At 74.1% G+C, this 20,329-nt stretch carries 14 protein-coding genes; 5 read left to right on the forward strand and 9 right to left on the reverse strand.

Translation table 11 applies throughout. The annotated features are described in order from the left end of the window. Window positions 1-56: 56 nt before the first annotated feature. Window positions 57-1,166, forward strand: coding sequence for a DUF2293 domain-containing protein (locus AB0881_RS08975; RefSeq protein WP_366615519.1), 1,110 nt, complete (start codon window positions 57-59; stop codon window positions 1,164-1,166). Here AB0881_RS08975 and AB0881_RS08980 read toward each other — a convergent pair. Continuing rightward, window positions 1,163-2,308: a glycerophosphodiester phosphodiesterase gene (locus AB0881_RS08980; RefSeq protein ID WP_366615521.1), complete on the reverse strand. Its 1,146-nt coding sequence runs from the start codon at window positions 2,306-2,308 to the stop codon at window positions 1,163-1,165. The genes AB0881_RS08975 and AB0881_RS08980 overlap by 4 nt on opposite strands. 239 nt (window positions 2,309-2,547) lie before the next feature. Between AB0881_RS08980 and AB0881_RS08985 the strand changes: the two genes are divergently transcribed. Both AB0881_RS08985 and AB0881_RS08990 read left to right on the forward strand, forming a co-directional pair. Next, the gene (locus tag AB0881_RS08985; RefSeq protein ID WP_366615650.1) at window positions 2,548-4,089 is read left to right on the forward strand and encodes an alkaline phosphatase D family protein; all 1,542 of its coding nucleotides are present in this window, start codon (window positions 2,548-2,550) and stop codon (window positions 4,087-4,089) included. A gap of 35 nt (window positions 4,090-4,124) precedes the next feature. Beyond that, a complete protein-coding gene (locus AB0881_RS08990; RefSeq protein ID WP_366615522.1) occupies window positions 4,125-4,580 on the forward strand; it encodes a hypothetical protein in 456 nt (151 codons plus the stop codon). Here AB0881_RS08990 and AB0881_RS08995 read toward each other — a convergent pair. Further along, a complete protein-coding gene (locus AB0881_RS08995) occupies window positions 4,547-6,022 on the reverse strand; it encodes an FG-GAP repeat protein (protein WP_366615523.1) in 1,476 nt (491 codons plus the stop codon). The genes AB0881_RS08990 and AB0881_RS08995 overlap by 34 nt on opposite strands. A gap of 66 nt (window positions 6,023-6,088) precedes the next feature. Continuing rightward, window positions 6,089-6,874, reverse strand: coding sequence for an aldo/keto reductase (locus AB0881_RS09000; protein ID WP_366615651.1), 786 nt, complete (start codon window positions 6,872-6,874; stop codon window positions 6,089-6,091). 140 nt (window positions 6,875-7,014) lie between these two features. Here AB0881_RS09000 and AB0881_RS09005 point away from each other — a divergent pair, with 140 nt between their 5' ends. Continuing rightward, window positions 7,015-7,413 (forward strand): hypothetical protein, encoded by a 399-nt coding sequence (locus AB0881_RS09005; RefSeq protein WP_366615524.1) that lies wholly within the window; start codon window positions 7,015-7,017, stop codon window positions 7,411-7,413. Here the strand turns inward: AB0881_RS09005 and AB0881_RS09010 are convergent. Further along, window positions 7,406-7,852: a nitroreductase/quinone reductase family protein gene (locus AB0881_RS09010; protein ID WP_366615525.1), complete on the reverse strand. Its 447-nt coding sequence runs from the start codon at window positions 7,850-7,852 to the stop codon at window positions 7,406-7,408. The genes AB0881_RS09005 and AB0881_RS09010 overlap by 8 nt on opposite strands. Window positions 7,853-7,976: 124 nt before the next feature. On the opposite strand from AB0881_RS09010, the gene AB0881_RS09015 reads away from it, so the two are divergent. Further along, the gene (locus AB0881_RS09015; RefSeq protein ID WP_366615526.1) at window positions 7,977-8,669 is read left to right on the forward strand and encodes a TetR/AcrR family transcriptional regulator; all 693 of its coding nucleotides are present in this window, start codon (window positions 7,977-7,979) and stop codon (window positions 8,667-8,669) included. A 36-nt stretch (window positions 8,670-8,705) separates the two neighbouring features. On the opposite strand, the gene AB0881_RS09020 is transcribed toward AB0881_RS09015, so the two are convergent. From AB0881_RS09020 to AB0881_RS09040, 5 genes are all read right to left on the reverse strand, one after another. After that, complete coding sequence (locus tag AB0881_RS09020) at window positions 8,706-9,377, reverse strand: dienelactone hydrolase family protein (protein ID WP_366615528.1); 672 nt, start codon at window positions 9,375-9,377, stop codon at window positions 8,706-8,708. A gap of 73 nt (window positions 9,378-9,450) precedes the next feature. After that, complete coding sequence (locus AB0881_RS09025; protein WP_366615652.1) at window positions 9,451-12,606, reverse strand: family 78 glycoside hydrolase catalytic domain; 3,156 nt, start codon at window positions 12,604-12,606, stop codon at window positions 9,451-9,453. Between the two features lie 28 nt (window positions 12,607-12,634). Next, window positions 12,635-15,148: a beta-L-arabinofuranosidase domain-containing protein gene (locus AB0881_RS09030; protein ID WP_366615529.1), complete on the reverse strand. Its 2,514-nt coding sequence runs from the start codon at window positions 15,146-15,148 to the stop codon at window positions 12,635-12,637. An 8-nt stretch (window positions 15,149-15,156) separates the two neighbouring features. Beyond that, complete coding sequence (locus AB0881_RS09035) at window positions 15,157-17,217, reverse strand: alpha-L-rhamnosidase C-terminal domain-containing protein (protein WP_366615531.1); 2,061 nt, start codon at window positions 17,215-17,217, stop codon at window positions 15,157-15,159. A gap of 103 nt (window positions 17,218-17,320) precedes the next feature. Then, window positions 17,321-20,305 (reverse strand): glycosyl hydrolase, encoded by a 2,985-nt coding sequence (locus AB0881_RS09040; protein ID WP_366615533.1) that lies wholly within the window; start codon window positions 20,303-20,305, stop codon window positions 17,321-17,323. Between the last annotated feature and the right edge of the window lie 24 nt (window positions 20,306-20,329).

Genomic DNA, 20,329 nt, shown 5'->3' on the forward strand with positions numbered 1-20,329 from the left:
ATTACACGCCCGCGCGCGCCGACGCAAGCCTGCGGATCCGGCTACGTTTGTCCGCCGTGAGCGAAGTGCACGACACCCGGCTGGGGCGCCGGGTCACCGAGGCGGCCGCCCTCCAGCTGAAGCGGTCGCACGCCGTCTCGGCGATCGAGGTTTTCCAGCGGATCGGCTGGCTGGCGGCGCCGCGCGTGGACGAGTGGCGCCAGGGCCGGATCGACCCCCTCGAAGCGGCCCTGACGGTACGGCCGGACAAGATCGAGACCGCGCTGCGGGCGCTGCGCGCCTGGGCCGAGGCCGAGGGCCTGGAGCCCGCCGAGACCGCCTACATCGCCGCCACCCGCGACCGGCGGGCGCTGCGCTTCACCGCGCGGGACGGCGCGGCCGCCGCCGAGATCGAGCGCGCCTACCGCACGCACTGGATCTCCCCCGGCCTCTCCCCCGCCCGCCGCGAGGCCCTCGCCGCCCGCCAGGGCAAGGCGCCCGACCTGGTGGCGATGGTCCCGCTCAAGGACTGGGCGTGCGCGTCCTGCCGCGGCACCGGCGCGTACCTGGTCATGGAGGACGACGAGCCCGTCTGCCTCGCCTGCGCCGACATGGACCACCTGGTCTTCCTGCCGGCCGGGAACGCCGCGCTCAGCCGGCGTGCCAAGAAGGAGAGCGGGCTCTCGGCGGTCGTCGTCCGGCTCGACCGGCGCCGCAAGCGCTACCAGCGGCAGGGGATCCTCGTCGAGGAGGAGGCCCTCGCGCGGGCCGAGGAGCAGTGCCTCGCGGACGAGGACGCGCGGGCCCGGCGGCGCGAGCGCGACCGGGAACGCCGCGCGGACCGGGATGTGGAGTTCCAGGCCCGGATGGCCGCCGAGATCGTCCGGCTCTACCCCGGCTGCCCCGCCGCGCGGGCCGAGGCCATCGCGCGGCACGCCGGGCAGCGCGGCAGCGGCCGGGTCGGCCGGACGGCGGCGGGCCGCGAGCTCGACGCGGACGCCGTGCGGCTCGCCGTGATCGCGTCCGTCCGGCACCTGGACACCGGCTACGACGAGATGCTGATGGCGGGCGTCCCCCGCCGGGAGGCGCGGGACCGGATCCGCGCCGCCGTGGACGCCGTCCTCGACGGCTGGCGGCGCGGCCCCGGTCCCGGCTCCGGCTCCGGCCCGCGCTCCGGCGCGGCCTAGCTCCGCGACTTCAGGAACGCGGTCCGGGCGATGATCGCGGTGTCGGGGTTGTCGCTGAACAGGCCGTCGATGCCCGTCCGGTAGAAGATGTCGTACTCCTTGAGCGCCTTGCCGTAGTCGCCCGGCGCGGTGCCGTTGCGCAGGTCGGCCGGCAGGAACTGGTTCTCGTTCCGGAACGTGTACGGGCTGACCTTGAGCCCGGCGGCGTGCGCGTCGCGGACCAGCGGGGTCGGGGTGCCGAGCGTGCCGTCCGCCTTGAGCGGGATCACCCGGGACTTCTCCGGGCCGATCCAGTCGGCGTAGGTGCCGATCTCCTTCAGCCCGGCCGGGGTGACCATGTCGGCGTAGGTCGGGCCCTGGCCGTTGGCGACGGTGTCGTACGGGGCGCCGGCGGTCGAGATGGCCTGCAGCACCGGGACCTTCAGGCCCTTGTCCAACATCCGCAGGCTGGTCGGCTCGAACGACTGCACGATGGCCCGCCCGTCGCGGTGGTCCAGCCCGTTGCGCTTCAGGGTGGCGATGACGGTGTTCTCCAGCGGCAGGCCGATGGAGCGGAAGTACGTCGGGTGCTTGGTCTCGGGGAAGATCCCGACCGTCCGCCGGTGCTGCCTTCCGAGCCGCTTGGCCAGGTCGATGACCTCCTGGAGGGTCGGGACCTGGTAGAGCCCGTCGTAAATGGTGTTGTGCTGGCGGATGTCCGGGAGCCGCTCGATCGCGCGCAGCGTCTTCAGCTCGGCGAGCGTGAAGTCCTCGGTGAACCAGCCGGTGACGTTGCGGCCGTCGATCCTCTTGGTGGTGCGCCGGTCCGCGAACTCCGGCCGGTCGGCGACGTCGGTGGTGCCGCCGATCTCGTTCTCGTGGCGGGCGACGAGCGCGCCGTCCTTGGTCGGCACGAGGTCGGGCTCGATGTAGTCGGCGCCCATCCGCACCGCCAGCTCGTACGACTCCAGCGTGTGCTCGGGCCGGTAGCCCGAGGCGCCCCGGTGCCCGAGCACGATCGGCGCGGCCTTCTCCGGCGCCGCCCGCCCGGGCGCGGCGGGCGCGGCCGAGGCGGGGGTCGTGACCGTGAGCAGGGGCAGCAGCACGGCGGCGGCGCCCAGCAGCGCGGCCGTCCGCCTCCTCGTCGTCGTACCGGCGGCCATGTCGGCTCCTCTCCCGCGGTCACCGCGGGGCGACCGTCGCCCCATCAGTCACCGCGCCCGGAACGTACCGGGCGCACCCTCCCCGGGCCAGGATGCGCGCGGTGACGGCCCGGCCAACCCTGGCCGTCGGGTCCGTGAACGGGCACGACGCGGAACGATCTCTTCACTCCGCGTTGCGCTCGCGGTCCCCCGCTCCTTCCGCGGCCCTCGATCCGGTCGCCTGCACTGGGCGCGTGGACATGTCACGCAGGTCGTTCCTCTCCGCCAGTGGCCTGGCTCCGCTCGCGCCCGCCGCTCCTGCCGCTCCCGCCGCGCCGTCCCGCCGTACCGCCGACCCATTCCAGCTGGGCGTCGCCTCCGGGGATCCTGTCCCGGACGGCGTCGTCCTCTGGACGCGGCTGGCGCCCCGCCCGCTCGCCGAGGACGGCCGCGGGGGCCTGCCCTCGGGCCGGGACATCGGCGTGGAGTGGCAAGTCGCCGAGGACGAGCGCTTCCGGCGCGTCGTCCGCGGCGGGCGCGCCACCGCGCGGCACGCCGACGCGGGGAGCGTGCACGTGGAGGTGGACGGGCTGCGGCCGGGCCGGGAGTACTTCTACCGCTTCCGCACCGACGGCCGGCACCTGTCCATCACGGGACGCACCCGCACGGCCCCCGCGCCCGGCACGCTCGCGCCGCTCACCTTCGCCGCCGTGTCCTGCGCGTACTACGAGCACGGGTACTTCACCGCCTACCGGCGCGCGGCCGAGCGGCATCCGGGGCTCATCGTCCACCTCGGTGACTACATCTACGAGGACTCCGCCGAGGGCGAGCAGCCGCTCCCGATCGTGCGGCGGCACGCGGGCGGCATGTGCCTGTCGCTCGCCGACTTCCGCCGCAGGCACGCGCAGTACAAGACCGACCCCGACCTCCAGGCGGCGCACGCGGCGGCCCCCTGGGCGGTGATCTGGGACGACCACGAACTCGAGAACAACTGGGCGGGCGAGACCCCGGGCAAGAAGACCCCCGGCTTCGCGGCGCGCAAGCGGGCGGCGTTCCGCGCGTACTACGAGAACATGCCGCTGCGGCGCTCGACGCTGCGGCCCGGCGGGCGGCTGCGGCTGACGCGGCGGCTGCACTGGGGCGATCTGGCGACGTTCCATCTGCTCGACACCCGGCAGTTCCGTTCCGACCAGCCGTGCGAGGACGGGCTGCGCACCGGCTGCGACGCCCGGCTGCGGGAGCGCGGGGCGCTGCTCGGCGCGGACCAGCTGGCCTGGCTCGACGCCGGGCTGCGCGCGTCGCGGGCCCGCTGGAACGTCCTGGCGCAGCAGATCTTCCTCGCGCAGCGCGACCACCGGCTCGGCCCGGGCACGGAGCTGGCGATGGACGGCTGGGACGGGTACGCCGCCGAGCGCCGCCGCCTGACCGGCTCCCTGCTGGCGTCCGGCGCGCGCAACCCGGTCGTGCTGACCGGCGACGTCCATGTCGCGCACGCCAACGAGCTGCGCGCCGACTTCGACGATCCCGGTTCGGCCCGGGTCGGCGTCGAGCTGGTCGCGACGTCGGTCGCCAGCGACGGCGACGGATACCACGACCCGGTGACCAACGCGGCGGTCCGGGCCGAGAACCCGCACATCGCCCACATCGACCAGCGGCGCGGCTACCTGCTGTGCGCGGCGGGGCCGGGCGAGCTGCGGGCCGAGTTCCACACCGTCCCGTACGTGACCAGGCGCGGCGCCCCGGCCGCGGTGTCCGCCGCGTTCACCGTGCCCGACGGCGCCCGCTCGTTCGGGAACGCCTGACCGCCGGCCTCCGTCTCAGGCCCATGAGAGGGCGCATGAGAGCGCGGCCGGTGCTGTTCGCCGCGGGGGCGCTGCTCGCGCTGGCACCGGCCTGCGCGCCGCACGAGCCCAGGGGCGGGACGGTACGGCCCCGCCAGGTCTTCACCCTGGCCATCGGCGACACGGCCCGGCTCCAGGGCACCGGCCTCGCGGTCACGCTGCGGGACGTGCGCGACGACAGCCGCTGCCCGGTGGACGCCGACTGCGGCTGGCCCGGCGACGCGACGATCGTCGTCGCGGCCGCCGACGGGCACACCGCGCCGGCCGAGCACGAGTTCCACACCAACCCCCTGCCCGCCCGCTCCGCGCCGCCCGACCCGGACGGCGACCGCCGTGCCGCCCGGCTCGACGGCCACATGCTGCGCTTCAAGGGCCTCGCCCCGTCCCGGCGCTCCGGCGACCGGGTCGACCGCGGCGACTACCGGGCGCGGTTCGCCCTCCACCCCGCCTGACCGAGCGCGTAGCCGAGCAGCCCGCCCGCCTCCAGCGGCACGGCGGTGCCGCGCGGTCCCGAACCCGCGACCGCGGTGACGGCGCCGCCGAACCCCGCCGCGCCGGGCGCCCCGACCAGCAGCGCGCCCCGGCGCACGGCCAGCGACCAGCCGAACTGGGCCTCCGGGCCGTGCGGTGAGGTGATCGTGACGCCGCCGCGCCGGCCCGGCCCGCCGCCGCGCGCTCCCCGGAGGATCCGCACGTAGCCGTGCCCGGGCGCGCCGGCCGCCAGGTCGTCGGTCCCGTCGCCGGTGAGGTCGCCGGCCGCCAGGGCGGCGCCGAAGCGGTCGTACGGTCCCTTGGCGCCGCGCCCGTACAGGGTCGGTCCCCGCTGCCGCAGCGTGCGGCCGTCGACCACCTGCACGGCGCCCTGTGCGTCGCCGGTCGCGGCGCCCGGGTCGTCGTCCTCTCCGGGGATCCCGATCGCCAGCTCGGCGCGGCCGTCGCGGTCGAAGTCGCCCGCGGCGAGCGCGGCGCCGAAGTGGTCGAGGCGTTCGGGAACGCCGCCGATGCCCGGTTCGTCCTGCGCGACGCGGCGGGCGGTGCGGGCCCGCGGGTCGAGCACCGTGACCGCGCCCTCGCTCTTGAGCCCGTCCCCCGGGGCACCCGCGGCGATCTCCGCGCGGCCGTCGCCGTCGAGGTCGGCGGCGGCGAGCACGGTCCCGAACCCGTCGGTCGGCGCGGCCTCCCGTCCCTCCCGTCCCTCCTGTCCGGCCCAGCCTGACCGCTGCGTGACCAGCGGGCCGGGGCGCAGGCCGGTCCCGTCCAGCCCGAAGACCGCGACTCCCCCGCCGCCCGCCAGCCCGGGCGCGCCCACGACCAGCTCGTCGTCCCGGTCGCCGTCGAGGTCGGCGGCGGCGAGCGCGGCGCCGAAGCGGTCCGTCCCGTACGGGCGCCGCAGGTCGCGCACGCTCAGCCGCCGCCCGGGCCGCAGCCCCGCCGGGGAGCCGTGGAAGATCTGCACGGCGCCGTGCCCCTCGGCTCCGGGACGGCGCGCGCCGGACACCTCGTCCGGCACCCCGACCGCCAGATCGGCGCAGCGGTCGCGGTCGAAGTCCCCGATCGCCAGGGCGGCGCCGAAGCCGTCGCCGGCCTCGGGCGGATCGCCGGCCTGGACGAGCGGGGTCCCGGCGCGGGCGCCGTACCGCACGGCGACCCGGCCGGCGCGGGCCTGGCCGCCGACCGCGGCGTACGGGGCGCCGGCGGCCGCGTCGGCGGCGCCGTCACCGTCGAAGTCGGCGCCGCGCCCCCGGCACGGCCCGGGCGCCTGCGCGCGCAGGCCGGCGAGGGCCGCGGCAGGAGCCGGGACGGGGAGCACGGCGGCGAGCGGCGGCGCGGACGCGGCCGGAACGCACAGCGGCAGGAGGACGGCGAGCGGGCGGAGGCGGGAGGCGAGGCTCACACCCGGACCGTCCCCGGCGCGTGGAACGCCAGGTCACCCGGCGGATGTCCGCCGGATGAAGACTCCCTAGCCGAATGTGGCGGGGTCCGGGCCGAGCCGGGTGCCGCTGTCCATCGCGCCGATCGCCGCCATCTCGGCGTCCGACAGCTCGAACCCGAACGCGTCGAAGTTCTGCGCGATCCGCGACGGCGTCACCGACTTGGGGATGACGATGTTGCCGAGCTGGAGGTGCCAGCGCAGCACGATCTGCGCCGGGGTGCGCCCGTGCGCCTCGGCGATCGGGGCGAGCGCGGGGTCGTTCAGCAGGCCCTGCCCCTGGCCGAGCGGGCTCCACGCCTCGGTGCGCACGCCGAGCTTCTCGTGCAGCGCCCGCAGCTCCTCCTGCTGGAGGTAGGGGTGCAGCTCGATCTGGTTGACCGCCGGGACGACGTCGGTCTCCTCGATCAGCCTGGTCAGCGCCCCGGTGGTGAAGTTGGAGACGCCGACGGCCCTGGCGCGCCCGTCGGCGTGCAGCTTCTCGAACGCCCGCCAGGTGTCGAGGTAGAGGTCCTGCTTGAGCGCCGGCCAGTGGATCAGGTAGAGGTCCACGTAGTCCAGGCCGAGCCGCTCCAGGCTCGCGTCGAAGGCGCGCAGCGCGGCGTCGTACCCCTGGTCGTCGTTCCAGAGCTTGGTGGTGACGAACAGCTCCTCGCGCGGGATCCCGGAGCCGCGCAGCGCCCGGCCGGTGCCGGTCTCGTTCTCGTAGATCTTGGCGGTGTCGATGCTGCGGTAGCCGGTCTCCAGCGCCGTCGCCACCGCGCGTTCGGCCTCGTCGTCGGCCACCTGCCACACGCCGAAGCCGAGCTGCGGCATGGCGGTGCCGCTGTTGAGCGTGACATCGGGAACCGTCACGGTACATCCCCCCTGGAAGAGCAATTTTCGATCTTCTTCCAGGATAGGTACCCGCCCGATCCGGTTTCGCCGGGCATGATCGAACCCGTACGCTGCCGCGCATGACAGCCTCAGACGACATCGCCGAACTGGAACGGGCGGCGCAGCGGCTGCTGGACGGCCGGGTGGCCGCGATCCGGGAGCTGGCCGTCGCCAAGCAGGCCCGGGACCGGCTCCGGGCCGAACTCGACGAGGCCGAGCGGGAGTACGGCGCCCGCTACACCGCCGCGGAGCGGGCGGGCTGGCAGGACGCGGAGCTGAAGGAGCTGGACTTCACCGACCCCGAGCGGCGCCCGCGCGGCCGTCCCCGTACGGCGGGCGCCCGCCGCAAGAAGGCCGCCGCCCCGCAGCGGCAGGCCGTCCCGGAACCGGCGGCCGAGCCCGCCGCGGCGCCCGTGCCCGAGCCCGAGCCGGCGGCGGAGCCCATGACCGGGAACGGGCGGTCCTGGCAGGTCAGCTGATCCGGAAGACCGGAACGGTGGGGGCGATCCGGACGAGGTCGGCGTCGGACGGCTTCTTCGGCAGGTCCTCGAAGAAGCGGCCGACCTCCCAGCCCCAGCGCTTGAAGTAGGCGCGGAGCGCCGGCAGCTTCTCCTCGTCGGCCAGCTCGGTGACCGTGAACGCCTCCACCTTGCGGCCCAGCCGCAGCTCGCCGCCGCCCGCGACGCGGATGTTGCGGACCCAGTGGGTGTGGCCGCGGGCCGCCACCAGGTAGCGCTCGCCCTCGTGGGTGAGCAGGTTGACCGGGTTGGTCCGCCATTCGCCGCTGGTACGTCCACGGACGGCCAGCACCCGCGTGCCCAGCAGGCTGATCCCGTGCTTGGTGAGGAAGCCGACGGCACGGTTGAAGTGGACCTCGAAGCCGCTGCCCTGGACGTAGCGCTGGTCGGTCGCGGTCATCTCTCTACCTCCGTTTAGTGAGCACTGCTCTCGCTTGAGAACAGTGTGCACGTTGTCGCCCGCCAATGCAAGAGCAGTGCTCTCGTATTTGTTCAGCGATCTGCGATCTGCCAGACTGATCGCCATGAACGCGAGCCGTACCGCGCGGGAGCGGGCCCGGGCCGAGCTGACCCGGGAGATCAAGGAGGAGGCCCGGCGGCAGCTGCGCGCCTCGGGGGCCCAGGGCCTGTCGCTGCGCGCGGTGGCCCGGGAGCTGGGAATGGTCTCCTCGGCGCTCTACCGCTACTTCCCCAGCCGCGACGAGCTGCTCACCGCGCTGATCATCGACGCGTACGACGCGCTCGGCGCGCGGATCGAGGCCGCCGCCGGCACCGGCGGCGGCTTCCGCGAGCGGTGGCGGGCGTGCTGCGCCGCCGTGCGGGACTGGGCGCGCGAGCACCCGCACGAGTACGCGCTGGTCTACGGCTCACCGGTGCCCGGCTACCAGGCCCCCGAGGCGACGATCGCCCCGGCGTCGCGCGTACCGGTGGCGCTGCTGTCCCTGGTCCGGGACGCGTGGCGGGAGGGCGTGCTCACCGAGCCGGCCGACGAGCTGTCTCCGGAGCTGGCCGAGCAGGCGGAGCGGACCGCCGCCGTCATCCCGCCGGCGATGCCGGGCCCGCTGCTGGTGCGCGGCGCGATCGCCTGGACGCAGCTCTTCGGCATGGTCGGCTTCGAGCTGTTCGGCCATCTGGACGGCACCATGGACCCGGCCGGCCCGTTCTTCGCCCACAGCGTCGAGCGCATGGCCGACTTCCTCGGCCTCCCACCCGCCTGAGATCCCACCCGCCTGAGATCCCACCCGCCTGAGCGGCTAGCCGAGTTCGGCGCGGAGGAACTCCAGCGTGCGCTCCCAGGCGAGCGCCGCGGAGTGGGCGTCGTAGACCGGGCGCTGGTCGTTGAAGAACGCGTGGTCGGCCGGGTAGACGTGGAACTCCGGGGTGATGCCGGCGCCGCGCTCGATGGCGGCCGCCAGCTCGGCGCGGGCCTCCGCCGGGACGGACGCGTCCCGGTCGCCGAAGTGCCCCAGGACCTTGGCCTTGAGGCCGCGGAAGTCGGGCAGCGGGCCCGGGACGACGCCGTAGAACGGGACGGCGGCGCCGATCCTCTCCCCCTCCCTGGCGGCGAGGAGCAGCACGAAGCCGCCGCCCATGCAGAAGCCGACCGCGCCGACGCGGTCGCCGGTGACGTCGTCGCGCGCGAGCAGGTGGTCCACCGCGCCGGACAGCAGCTCCACGCCCTTGGCGGCGGGCAGCTCGCCGGCCATCTTGGCCGCCTCGGCCGGATCGTGGGCGACCCGGCCGCCGAACAGGTCCGGCGCCAGCGCCACGAACCCCGCCCGCGCGAAGCGGTCGGTGACGTCCGCGATGTGGTCGGTCAGCCCCCACCACTCCTGGATGACGATGAGGCCGGGACCGCTGCCGGACGGCGGGGTGGCCAGGTAGCCGTGCCCGCCGTCGAAGGTCATGTTCTGCCGGGACTCCATGCGTTCGATCTTGGCCGAGGCCGGGCGGGGCGTGCAAGGACGCCCCGCCCGGGCGGGTCGGCCGGCGTGCCGGTCAGGAGGTGAACGTCCAGGTGCCCGAACCGACGGTACGGGTCGCGCCGCCCGGCACGTGCACCTCGGCGGTGCTGCCCGCGGGCACGGTCACGGTCAGCTCGACCCTGTTCCCCTTGTCCCCCGTCTTCTTCCAGGACGTGCGGACCTCGCCGTACGGCGTCATGCGGGTGCCGGACGCGGAGGTGAGGTCGCCGACGACGGACGGCCTGATCAGCAGCTTGCGGAAGCCGGTCGAGTCCGGCGCCTGGTCGATCCCGGCGAGCCGGGAGGTGAACCAGTCGTCGATCGTGCCGAGCATGAAGTGGTTCTGCGACTGGCCGCTGGTGCCGTCCCAGAACTCGCCCAGCGCCGTGTTGCCGTGCACGACCTGGTAGCCGTAGCTCGGGCTGTCGGTCCGCGTGGCGATCTTGTAGACCACGTCGTCGCGGCCGTTCTCCGACAGCACGCGGAACGCCGAGGGCAGCGAGATCTCGCCGAGCAGCAGGTGCCAGCCGGCCTGCTCGATGCTGGAGACCAGGTGGTCGAGCAGCCGCTTCTTCTGGTCGGCCGGGACCGCGCCCATGTCGAGCGCGAGGGCCTCGGCGCCGTGGCCGCCGTTGGCGAACGTGCCGGTCTCGGCGTTGTAGTACTTGTCGGTCAGCGCCTTGACGCTGAGGTCGGCGGCGGCCTTGTACTTCGCGGCGTCCCCGGCCTGCCCCAGCGTGCCGGCGATCTTGGCGAGGGTCTCGTTGACCCGCCACCAGCCGTAGGTGGCCGAGACCGTCTTCGGGAACGTCTTGTCCGGGGTGATCCAGTCGCCGAGGCTGTAGTCGGTCAGCCCGCCGCTGACCCGGGTCTCCAGGTGCGCCGCGTACCGCTTCATCGCCGCGTAGTGCGTGCGCATCGTCTCGGTGTCGCCGTACGCGCGGTAGAGCTGCCACGGCACGACGACGAACGCGCCGCCCCAGTTGGAGTCGTCCCGGTACGAGCCGGACAGGACGGTGTAGTCGGGAACGGTCGACGGCACCAGCCCCGTCTCGGTCTGGGCGTCCGCCATGTCCTGGACGACCTTGCGCAGGTGCGCGTGCACGTCGTAGTTGGCGTGGAGCGGCTCGCCGACCAGGTGGATCTGCTCCAGCCAGCCGAGCTTCTCGCGGCTGGGGCAGTCGGTGAAGACGCTCATCATGTTGCCCTCGATCGCGCGGCGGATCAGGCCGTGGATCCCGTTGATGAGCCCGTTGGACGAGGTGAACGACCCCGCCGACCGGTTGTCGGTGTGCAGCACCTGGCCGTTCACCTTCACCGACGCGCCCTCGGGCAGCCCGCGCACCTCCAGGTAGCGGAACCCGTGGTAGGTGAAGCGCGGATGCCAGGTCTCGGCGCGGCCGCTCCGGGTCGTGTACTCGTCCCAGATCGGCGCGCCGACGTTGCTGATCGACTGGTACGGGCGGCCGTCGCGCAGGCTCTCGGCCATGACCATCCGCACGGTGGTGCCCGCCGGGGCGTCGATGGTGATCTCGGGGCGGCCGGCGATGTTGCGGCCGATGTCGAAGACCTGGTACCCGTCGCCCGACCCGATCTTCTTGCCGGGCAGTTCCTCGATCACCCGGACCGGCTCGGCGGACCGGCCGCTCAGCGCGGTGTCGGGGCCGGGCCCCGCCACCGGGACGGCAGCGTCCCAGCCCGCGCGGGACGCGCCGGGCCGGTCCCAGCCGGGCCGCTCGCGGCGGGCGTCGTGGTCCTCGCCGCCGTACCAGTTGGAGAACGTCACCGGCCCGAGCGCGGTCCGCCAGCTGCCGTCGGTCGCGACCCGCTGGACCTTGCCATCGGCGAGCGTCACCTCCAGCTGCGCGATCAGCTTGGGGTCGCTGATCGTCCCGGCGAACTTGCGGTAGCGGTCCGGGGTCGAGATCACGTTGGCGGCGCCGTTGCCCAGCTCCACGCCGATGGTGTTGCCGCCCGGCTTCAGCATCCGGGTGACGTCGTACGTCGCGTACGTGACGCGCTTGGCGTAGCCCGTGTTCGCGGGCTCCAGCTCGGCGTCCCCGATGCGGCGCCCGTTCAGGCGCGCCTCGTACACGCCGAGGCCGGAGACGTACAGCCGGGCCGAGCGCACCCCGCGCGGCAGCGCGAAGTCCTTGGCGAACATCGGCAGCGCCTCGGGGACGGGCGACTTCGGCGGCTCCTGGTCCTGGATCCGCGCCCGCTCCGTATACGGCCCCTCGGCGGCGTCGGCCGTGCCGACGGTGAAGTCGGACGGCGCGTACGGCACCTTGCCGCCCTTGATCCCCTGGTCGGTGCGCGGGTAGAGCAGCACCTGGTCGAAGCTCTTGGCCGCCTTCAGATCGACCGTCAGCACGATCGGCTTGTCGGCGACGTCGGCCTTGCCGTACGCGGAGCTTGACCAGCCCGCGAAGCCCTGATTGGTGGTCTGCGTGCCGTCGGTGAGGTACCGCGGCGCCCACACCCGGTTGACGTTGCCGCCGGTGTCGGACGGCGTGACCGTCGTCCCGGCGGCGAGGTTGGTGCCGGGGTCGGCGGAGTCGCGGACCTCCAGCTCGGCGAGCTGGAGCCGCCAGGTCTCGTCCGGCAGGTTCTCGACCTTGGGCAGGCCGAGCTCGGTCACGTCGATCCGGACGTACCGGGCGGTCGTCTTGGGCAGCCTCACCACGATGGGTTCGGGCTTCTTGTCCTTGACCTGCCAGTCCCGGTGCCCGATCCAGCCGCCCGACCAGTCGTCCTTCGCGGTCAGCCCGGTCTCGAACCAGGCGGGCGACGACCAGCCGGAGGCGCGGCCGCCGGTCCACACCTGGACCCGCCAGTACACGCGGGTGCGGCTGCCGACCTTCTCGCCGGCGTAGTCGACGCGCTGCGCGGCGGACCCGACCTTCCCGGTGTCCCACAGGTCGGCACGGCCGCCGCGCAGCCGGCTCTCGCTGGTGGCGGCCTGGATCCGGTACGCGGTCTGCGCCGCGTTCCGGCCGGTCGTGCCGAGCCGCCAGGTCAGCGCGGGGGTGGTGTCGTCGATGCCGAGCGCCTGCCGGAGGTCGGCGGCGCGGAGGCCGGTCGCGCCGCCGCGGCCGGGATCGGCGTGCGCGGGTACGGAGAGTGCGGGGAGTGCGGCCAGTGGCAGCGCCGCGGTGAGTGCGGCCGCTGCGAGGCCGCGCAAGGGCATGCGCAAGAGAGACTCCAAGAGATGAAGGTCAGCGGGCCAGGTCGGCGATCTCGGCGGCACCGAGCGCGTGGTTGTAGATCCGGAAGTCGGCGAGCCGGCCGTGCAGGAACGGGTGCCGGGCGTCCTGGGAGCGGCCCAGGAAGTTCCGCGAGGTCGCGCCCAGGACGAGCGGGCTCATCACCAGGCCGTCCTTGCGGCCGGCCTCGGCGCCGTTCACGTACAGGACCGCGGAACCTCCGCCGACCGTCACCGCCACGTGCGTCCAGGCACCGGTCGGCAGCGCGGCGGCGGCGTCGGCGAGGTCCTCGCCCTCCATCCCGCCGATCTTCATCGCGAACCGCGCCCGGCCCGCGCCGGTCCGCGGCGTGACGAAGAAGTACGTCTGCCGGTTGAAGCCCAGGTCGAAGATCCGGATGTTGTTCACGAGCGAGTCGAGCCGCACCCGGACGGCGACGGTCAGCGCCTCCAGCCCGGTGATCAGCCCCTTCGGCAGGGCGATGTGCCCGCCCGCGCCGTCCAGCGCCAGCTCGCCCCCGCTCCAGGACGCGGAGCCGGCGAGCGCGGCGTCCGGCCACCGCCCGGTGCGGTCGGCGGCGGACGTGCCGCGCCCCTCATCCAGGGGGTAGTGCGCCACCAGGCCGGGCCGGTGCCGCGGCGCCGGGGTCGCCCAGTAGACGTTGTAGCGCTGGTGGTGGATCTCGTGGAACGGCGACAGCCGGATCTCGGTGCCGTCCGCGCGCGCCCTGAAGTGCAGGGGTTCGCCCCGCACCGGGCGCAGCGAGCGCGGGTCGATGGCCGGGAACGTGTTCAGCTCCCGCTCCCCGTACGCGCCCGCGAGCACGACCGGGCCGTGGCTGGCGGCCTGGACGTGCGGGTTGTCGGGGGCCTTGCGCCAGACCGTCTCCATCGGCATCGCGACCTCGACGACGTCGCCGCGCCGCCAGCGGCGCTCGACGGTGGCGTACGTCCCGGGCCGGCCCGCGCCCGGGACGGCCGCCCCGTTCACGGTGATCTTCGCGCGCCGCCCGCGCGCGTCCAGCCAGCCGGGGATCCGGATCTTGAGCGCGAACCGCCCGCCGCCCTGGACCACCGTCAGCCGGGTGGATCCGGCGTACGGGTAGCGGGTCTCCTGGCGGAGCCGGACGCCCTTCTCGTTCCAGGCGACCTCGGACGGGATGAACAGGTTGACGTAGAGGGCCTCGCGCGACCGGAAGTAGACGCTGTCGGCGAACTTGGTATGCGTCTCCAGCCCGGTGCCGTGGTCGCACGAGAAGTTGTCGTAGTCGGAGCTGTAGCTGCCGGGCGCCGCCCCGAGCCCGCCCTTCGGCTGCCGCCGCGAGCCGGGGAACAGGCCGGTGTAGTACGTGACGTACCCGTGGGCCGAGTCCGGGTCCTGCTCGCCGAGCATCTGGTTGAGCAGGGTCCACTCGTAGTAGTCCATGTACTCCGCCGAGCCGGGCGAGCCGGCGTCGTGCAGGAACAGCAGCCGCGAGAGCTTGAGCATGTTGTACGAGTTGCAGTTCTCGCAGGTGTCCTCGCTGAGCCGGCTGACCAGCTCGCCGGGCGGGCCGAAGAACTCCTGGTTGCTGTTGCCGCCGATCACGTAGGTGTGGTCGCGGACGACCGTCTTCCAGAAGAACGCCGCGATGTCGCGGTAGCGCCGCTCCCCCGTCGCCTCGTACTCGCGGACGGCGCCGACGACCTTGGGGATCTGGGTGTTGGCGTGCTGGCCGTCCAGCGCGTCGCGGCGCTCGGCGAGGGGGACGTACAGCTCGTCGTGGTCGAAGCGGCGGGCGGTGGCCAGGTGCTCGGGGTCCCCGGTGACCTGGTACAGCTCGGCGAGCACGTCGTTCATGCCGCCGAACTCGACCCGCAGCAGCGCCTGCATCCTCTCGCGCGGCAGCTTGGCCGTACGGGCGCCGGCCCAGCCTGCCATGCCGGTCACGACCTGGAGCGCCTGCCGGTTCCCGCTCAGCCGGTACTGGTCGAGCAGGCCCGCCATGATCTTGTGGATCGTGTAGTACGGCGCCCACGGCTTGGCGCCGGCCTCCAGCTGGTCGAACGTCTCCTCACCGAACGCCGACAGGTAGCCCGCGGTGAACCCGGCGGCGGGCGCGGCGGCCTGGCACTTCGCCAGCTCCGCCACCAGGTGGCGGCCCTTGGCGGCGTAGGCGTCGTCGCCGGTGTTGGCATGCGCCTGCGCGAGCGCCGTCAGCAGGTGGCCGGTGGTGTGCCCGCGCAGCAGCACGTCGGGCGCCTCCCAGCCGCCGCACGGCTCGGCGGACGAGGGCAGCCCCACGTTCAGCCGGAACGTGTGCAGCAGCCGGTCGGCGTCGATGAACTTCAGGTACGCGCAGGTCCGCACCATGTTGTCGCGGAACGGGCCGTCCAGCAGCCGGACGTCCGACAGCGGGAACGGCGACAGCCTCGCCTCGCCGGCCTTCACCGTCTCGGCCCCGGCCGTTCCCGCCGCGGCGGGCAGGCCGATGCCCAGCGCGGTCGCGGAAGCGCCCGCCGTGCCCATGAAGGCACGGCGGCTCACTCCGGCGCTCACCGGCCGCCCGCCGGCGCGCTGGTGATGGAGACGCGGCCGCGCAGGCCGTCGACGTAGACGTACTCGCCGTCGCTGTGGACCTTGTGGCCGCGCGCCCTGGTGCCGTCCCAGACCATCCGGCCGCCGACGTACACCTTGATCTTCTTGCCGAACGTGGGGACGCCCGCGCGCCCCTCGGTGCCGCGCGGCGCGGTCAGGCGGGCGCTGTACGCGCCGTTCTTCGCCACCTTCCAGGAGGCGTCGACCGGGCCCCGCGTGGTGGTGATGCGGCCCTGCGCGAACGACAGGTCGGCGGTGTGCGGGACGAAGTCGAACGTCCGGCCGCCGGTCCCGGTCGGGTTGAGGCCGAGGACGTAGAACGTCAGCGCCGGGGTCGGGCCGGTGGCCCAGGCGTGCGCGAGGCTGACGTACGCGCTGCAGAAGACGCAGCCGTCCTCGGGGTTGCGGAACGACTCCCAGAACGTGCTCTTGGTGCCCTGCGGGTGGTCGAGCATGTAGCCCCACTGGCGCCGGATGATGTCCACGCCCGCCTTGTCGGCGGCCGGTCCGCCCGCCGCGAAGTGGGCGTTGACCTCCATCGAGCCGGCGAAGACGCCGGGGTTGCCCTTGTTCTCGGGCGAGGTGGTGGCGACGGAGTTCCAGTTGCCGGTCAGGTCCTTGCTGATCCGGCGGGCCTTGTCGCGGTCGGCGAGGCCGTACCAGACGGCGAGGCTGTTGCCGTCCTGCGGGTGGATCGGCGAGTCCGGGTACCACTTGTACGCCCCCGCGGCCTCGTCCCACATGTGGGTGTCGACGGCGGTCCGCAGGGCCTTCGCGCGGGCGGCGTAGGAGGCTGCCAGGGTCTTGTCGCCCTGGGCGGCGGCCAGATGGGAGCCCTTGTCCAGCACCCGCCACAGCAGGACGTTGGCGAGCAGGTGCTCGCCCTTGGCCAGGATGCGGACGGCGTCGGACGTGCCGGTGATCGACAGCAGGCCCCGGTCGCTCATCTTGGCGAGGGTGAAGTCGACGGCCTTCTTGTAGTTGCCCCAGACCCCGTCGAGCCAGCGGCGGTCGCCGGTGTACTGGTAGTAGTCCCAGCTCGCCGCCAGCGTCCACAGGTGGTAGGTGTCCGAGCCCCACTTGTCCAGCTCGGGCCCGGCGTAGGGCAGCTCGCCGGTGTCGCGCTGGGCCTGGTAGATGGTGGTGAGCGCGTTGCGGGCCGACTCGGTGTCGTTGAACGCCGCGTACGCCGCGGGGACCTCGATGCCCAGGTCGCCCGGCCACACGGTGCGGTCGCGCTTGGCGCCGTCCACCAGGACGGTGTCGCCGACGCCGACCTTGCCGGTGTTGTTCCACAGCGCGGCGGGCGGTTCCCAGACGCGGCCGGTGTCCGGGGCGATGGTGTTGAGCTGGACGGTGTAGGCGCCCGCGTACCAGATCCGGTTGAGCAGCGCGTCGCTGGAGTAGAAGTGGTTGGCGTAGCGGTCGGGGTCCTTCATCTTGGGGGCGGCGGTGAAGTGCAGCGAGACGCCGTCCAGCGTGACCTCGCCCGCGGCGTCCAGGAAGATCGTCAGGTAGCGGAAGCCGCCGCGCAGCTGCTCGGCCGGGGTGGTATAGGTGGTCCGGCCGTCCACCTGCGCGTACAGGGCGCCGTCGCGGCTGCGCGGCCCGCCGGTGGAGGCGTCGCTGGTGGGCTCGCCCGCGTACACCGACGACTCGTTGAAGGCGACGCCGACCTTCGCGGGCCCGTCCGACCCGGCGAAGCGGAGGGTGGTCAGGCCGCCGACCTCCTTGCCGAAGTCCAGGGTGAGGGACGCCCCGGCGCCGCTCAGGGTGGTGCGGCGGCCCTTGAGGACGGCGTCCGGGTCGGTGACCTGGCCCTTGACCGCGTGGACGGCCACCGGCCGGACCGTACGGGTGTCGGGCGAGAGGTTGTAGGCCTCCCAGGGCCGGGACGGCCCGCGCTCCTGGGCGGCGGCGGACGGGACGGGCGTGACGGCCAGCGGGACGGTGACCGCCGCCAGGCCCAGGGCCAGGGCGGCCCTGCCTCGGGCACGCCTGACTACGCTGTGTCGCATGGATTCCTCGCACTCCGGTTCATGATCAGGACAGGGTTGGGGAGTTCATCGCGGAGGGAGGGCGGGCCAACGCCCTCCCTCCGCCTTTCGTCGCGGGCCCGGCTCAGCGGGTCTTGATCACCGCCTCGCCGTACGGGACCAGGCGGACGGGGCCGATGAGGCCGTAGTTCTGCCGGGACGCTCCGCCGTAGACGGCCGGGTCGGAGACCCGCAGGCGGTTGTTGAGGGTGGTGGCCACCTCGATCTCGATCGTGTTGGTGCCGCGCCGCAGGTACGGGCCGGCGTCCACCACCGGGTTGATCACGTCCACCGCGGGCAGCCGGCGGCCGTTGATCGTGACCCGGCAGGTGTCGAACACCTCGCCCAGCTCCAGGTACGCGCCCGGCCAGCCGTCGCGGCCGAGGTCGACGGTGGTGGTGTAGCGGCCGATGCCGGAGGCGTCGGCCAGCTCGGCGATCTGCGGCCAGGGCTTGAGCCCGTCGAGGGTGAGGTCGTGGCGGACGGTCACGGTCTCGGCCGCGCTCTCGCCGGGGCGGAAGTCCTCGACCTGGAGGCGCCACTCCGTCGGCTCCAGCGGGGCGGGCAGCGCGCCGATGGTGCCGCGGGCCGTCCGGCCGCCGGGCAGGGTGACGGTGTACGTCCCGGCCTCGGTGTCGCGGATCGCCAGCCGGTTCCCGCGCACCGCGCGCACCTCGGCCGCCTCGGACGCGGTCGCGTGCGGGGCGTCCCCGGCGGTGAAGGCGATGATCGTGGACTCGCTCGGCAGGAGCGACACCCGCAGCGTCACCCTGTCCCCGTCGGCCCGGTAGAGGGCGATCGGCTCCGCCTCGCCCGTCCACGGGTCGAGCCGGTACGGGATCGCCCGCCGGTCGGTGCGGGTCAGGGTGACCTCGTGGTCGATGGCGGCGACCGGCGGCTTGACGGTCTCGGCGTGCTTGCCGTTGACCAGGTAGTAGTAGTCGGTCCCGCCCTCGACGCGGCGCGCGTTGAGCAGCGTCGAGGTCCGCTCGTACGTCGCGTCGGGCCGCACGCCCAGGGCCTCCAGCGCGCCGGGGACCTCCGGCTCGGTCGCGACGACGCGCACCTTCGGCCGCGCGAAGATCTCGCCGAGGACCGCGCGGAGCCGCTCGTTCTCCCCTTCCCGGGCGATGCCGGGGACGGTGGCGGCCGACCAGTCGCCCAGGAAGACCAGCGGCAGGCCCTTACGGGTGAAGTCCAGCAGCCGCCGCGCGGTCTCCAGCGGGAGCGTGATCTCCTTGCCTGCGTGCCGGTCGCCCTCGACGAACAGCACCTTGTAGGCGGGGCCGCGCGGGTTGAGGCGCCCGCCGGAGACGGTCGCGCTCTCCAGCTCCAGGACGGGCGTGCTGACGAACTGGTGCGTCCAGCCCAGCGGCACGCCGCTCGCGGTGAACCAGCCCGCGCCGATGCCGGTCTTGGAGTAGCCCTTCTGCCGGTACACCGCCGCGTCGATGCGGCTCGTGCCCGCCTGCATGGCCTGGTGGACGCGCGCCATGTACCCCGCGACGTCCGGGACGTGCCGCCAGGTCGGCTGGCGCGGCCCCCACGACTCGGAGAACCCGATGCCGCCGCTGTACGGGGTGAAGCCCGCGAAGCCCGGCCACGCCACGCCCGGGGCGGTCGCGTACGAGAAGCCGTGCAGGACGGTCATGTTGAGGCCGGCCGCGTAGGCGCCGCCCATGGTGCGCAGGAACTTGTCCCAGGTGGTGTTGTACGCGCCGCCCTGGTAGGCGCCCGCCTCCGACGACAGCACCTTGCGGCCGCCCACGTCGCGGCCGCCGGCCAGCGCCCGGTAGTCGTCGAGGTTCTTGAACCCCAGCGACTCCCCCTCGGGGATGTCGAGGATGGCCGCGCTCATGATCGAGTCGGTCTCCAGGCCGTACGGCTGCGCCCGGTACTCCAGCCCGAGCGAGTGCGCCCAGTCGGCCAGCGGCTTCCAGTGGCAGTCGTTGAACAGGTCGGAGACCGTGCGCCAGAAGTCGTGCCGGACGTGGGTGCTCACGGCCGCCTCGTAGGCGAACACCGTGCTCTCGTTCTTGCGGACGATGACCGGCAGGTACGGCCACAGCGGGTAGCCGCGGCGCTTCTCGAACTCGGCGGGCAGGTCCGGGGTCCAGTTGAGGGAGTCGGTCTCCAGCTCGATCGAGTCCTCGAACAGCGCCCCGCCGGCCTGCCGGAGCAGCCGCCGGATCCTCGGGGTGAGCAGCCGCTCCTCCCAGAAGTCGGTGACCGCCTCGGTGCCGGCGCGGCTGAAGTGGTCGACGACCACCGAGTCCGGCGCGCTGTGCGGGCCGGACTCGGGGAGCTGGCCGCTGCCGCGCCGCCAGTACGACAGCAGCACCCACTCGCCGCCCTCGGGCGCCGTCCACGTGACCCGCCCGTCCTTCACCCGGCCGGTGAGGTCGGTGAACGAGTCCCGGGCGAGGCCGGTCTCCTTGCGGGTGGTGTTGGCCGGGTCGATCCGTACGGCGTGCACGGCGACCAAGTGGCGGGCCTTAACCCCGTGCTCGGGCGCCACCACCGGCTCGGGCACCGGCCCGTCGTGCGTCGCGCCGCCCGCGATCCGGGCCTCGCCGTACGCCAGTTCCTGGACCGCCGCCTCGTCGTCCTGCGTGATCGACGGGACGGCGGCGGGCCAGGCCGGGCCGATGGTGAGGTCGACCGTGATCCCGCGCCTGCGGGCCTGGTCGAGGGCCGCCTCGACGCCCGCGTTCCAGGCGGGGGTGCCCCAGCCGTGGGTGGCGGGGTCGAGGACCGACTTGTCGCGGATGCTGTGGTGCACCGCGACGATCTCGGCGCCGCCGAAGCCGGCGCCGGCGATCTGGTCGATCTCCCGCCGGATCTCGGCCGGGGAGACCTGCCCGTCCGGCCACCACCAGCGGAAGCGGGGCCGTACGGGCGCGGCCGGCCGGGCGAACCCCCGGAACGGGCCGCCCGGGGCCGCGTGGGCGACCGCAGCGCCCCCGCCCGGCAGGGCCGAGGCGAGCACCGCCCCCGCCCCGGCGGCGGTGCCCATCTGGAGCGCCCGCCTGCGGGTGACCCCGCCCTGCCGATCGCGGTCGTCGTTCATCGTCGTTCTCCTGTTGTGACTTGT

Origin of the sequence: Spirillospora sp. NPDC029432, from assembly GCF_040703975.1 — a bacterium.
In the GTDB taxonomy this organism is placed as follows: domain Bacteria; phylum Actinomycetota; class Actinomycetes; order Streptosporangiales; family Streptosporangiaceae; genus Spirillospora.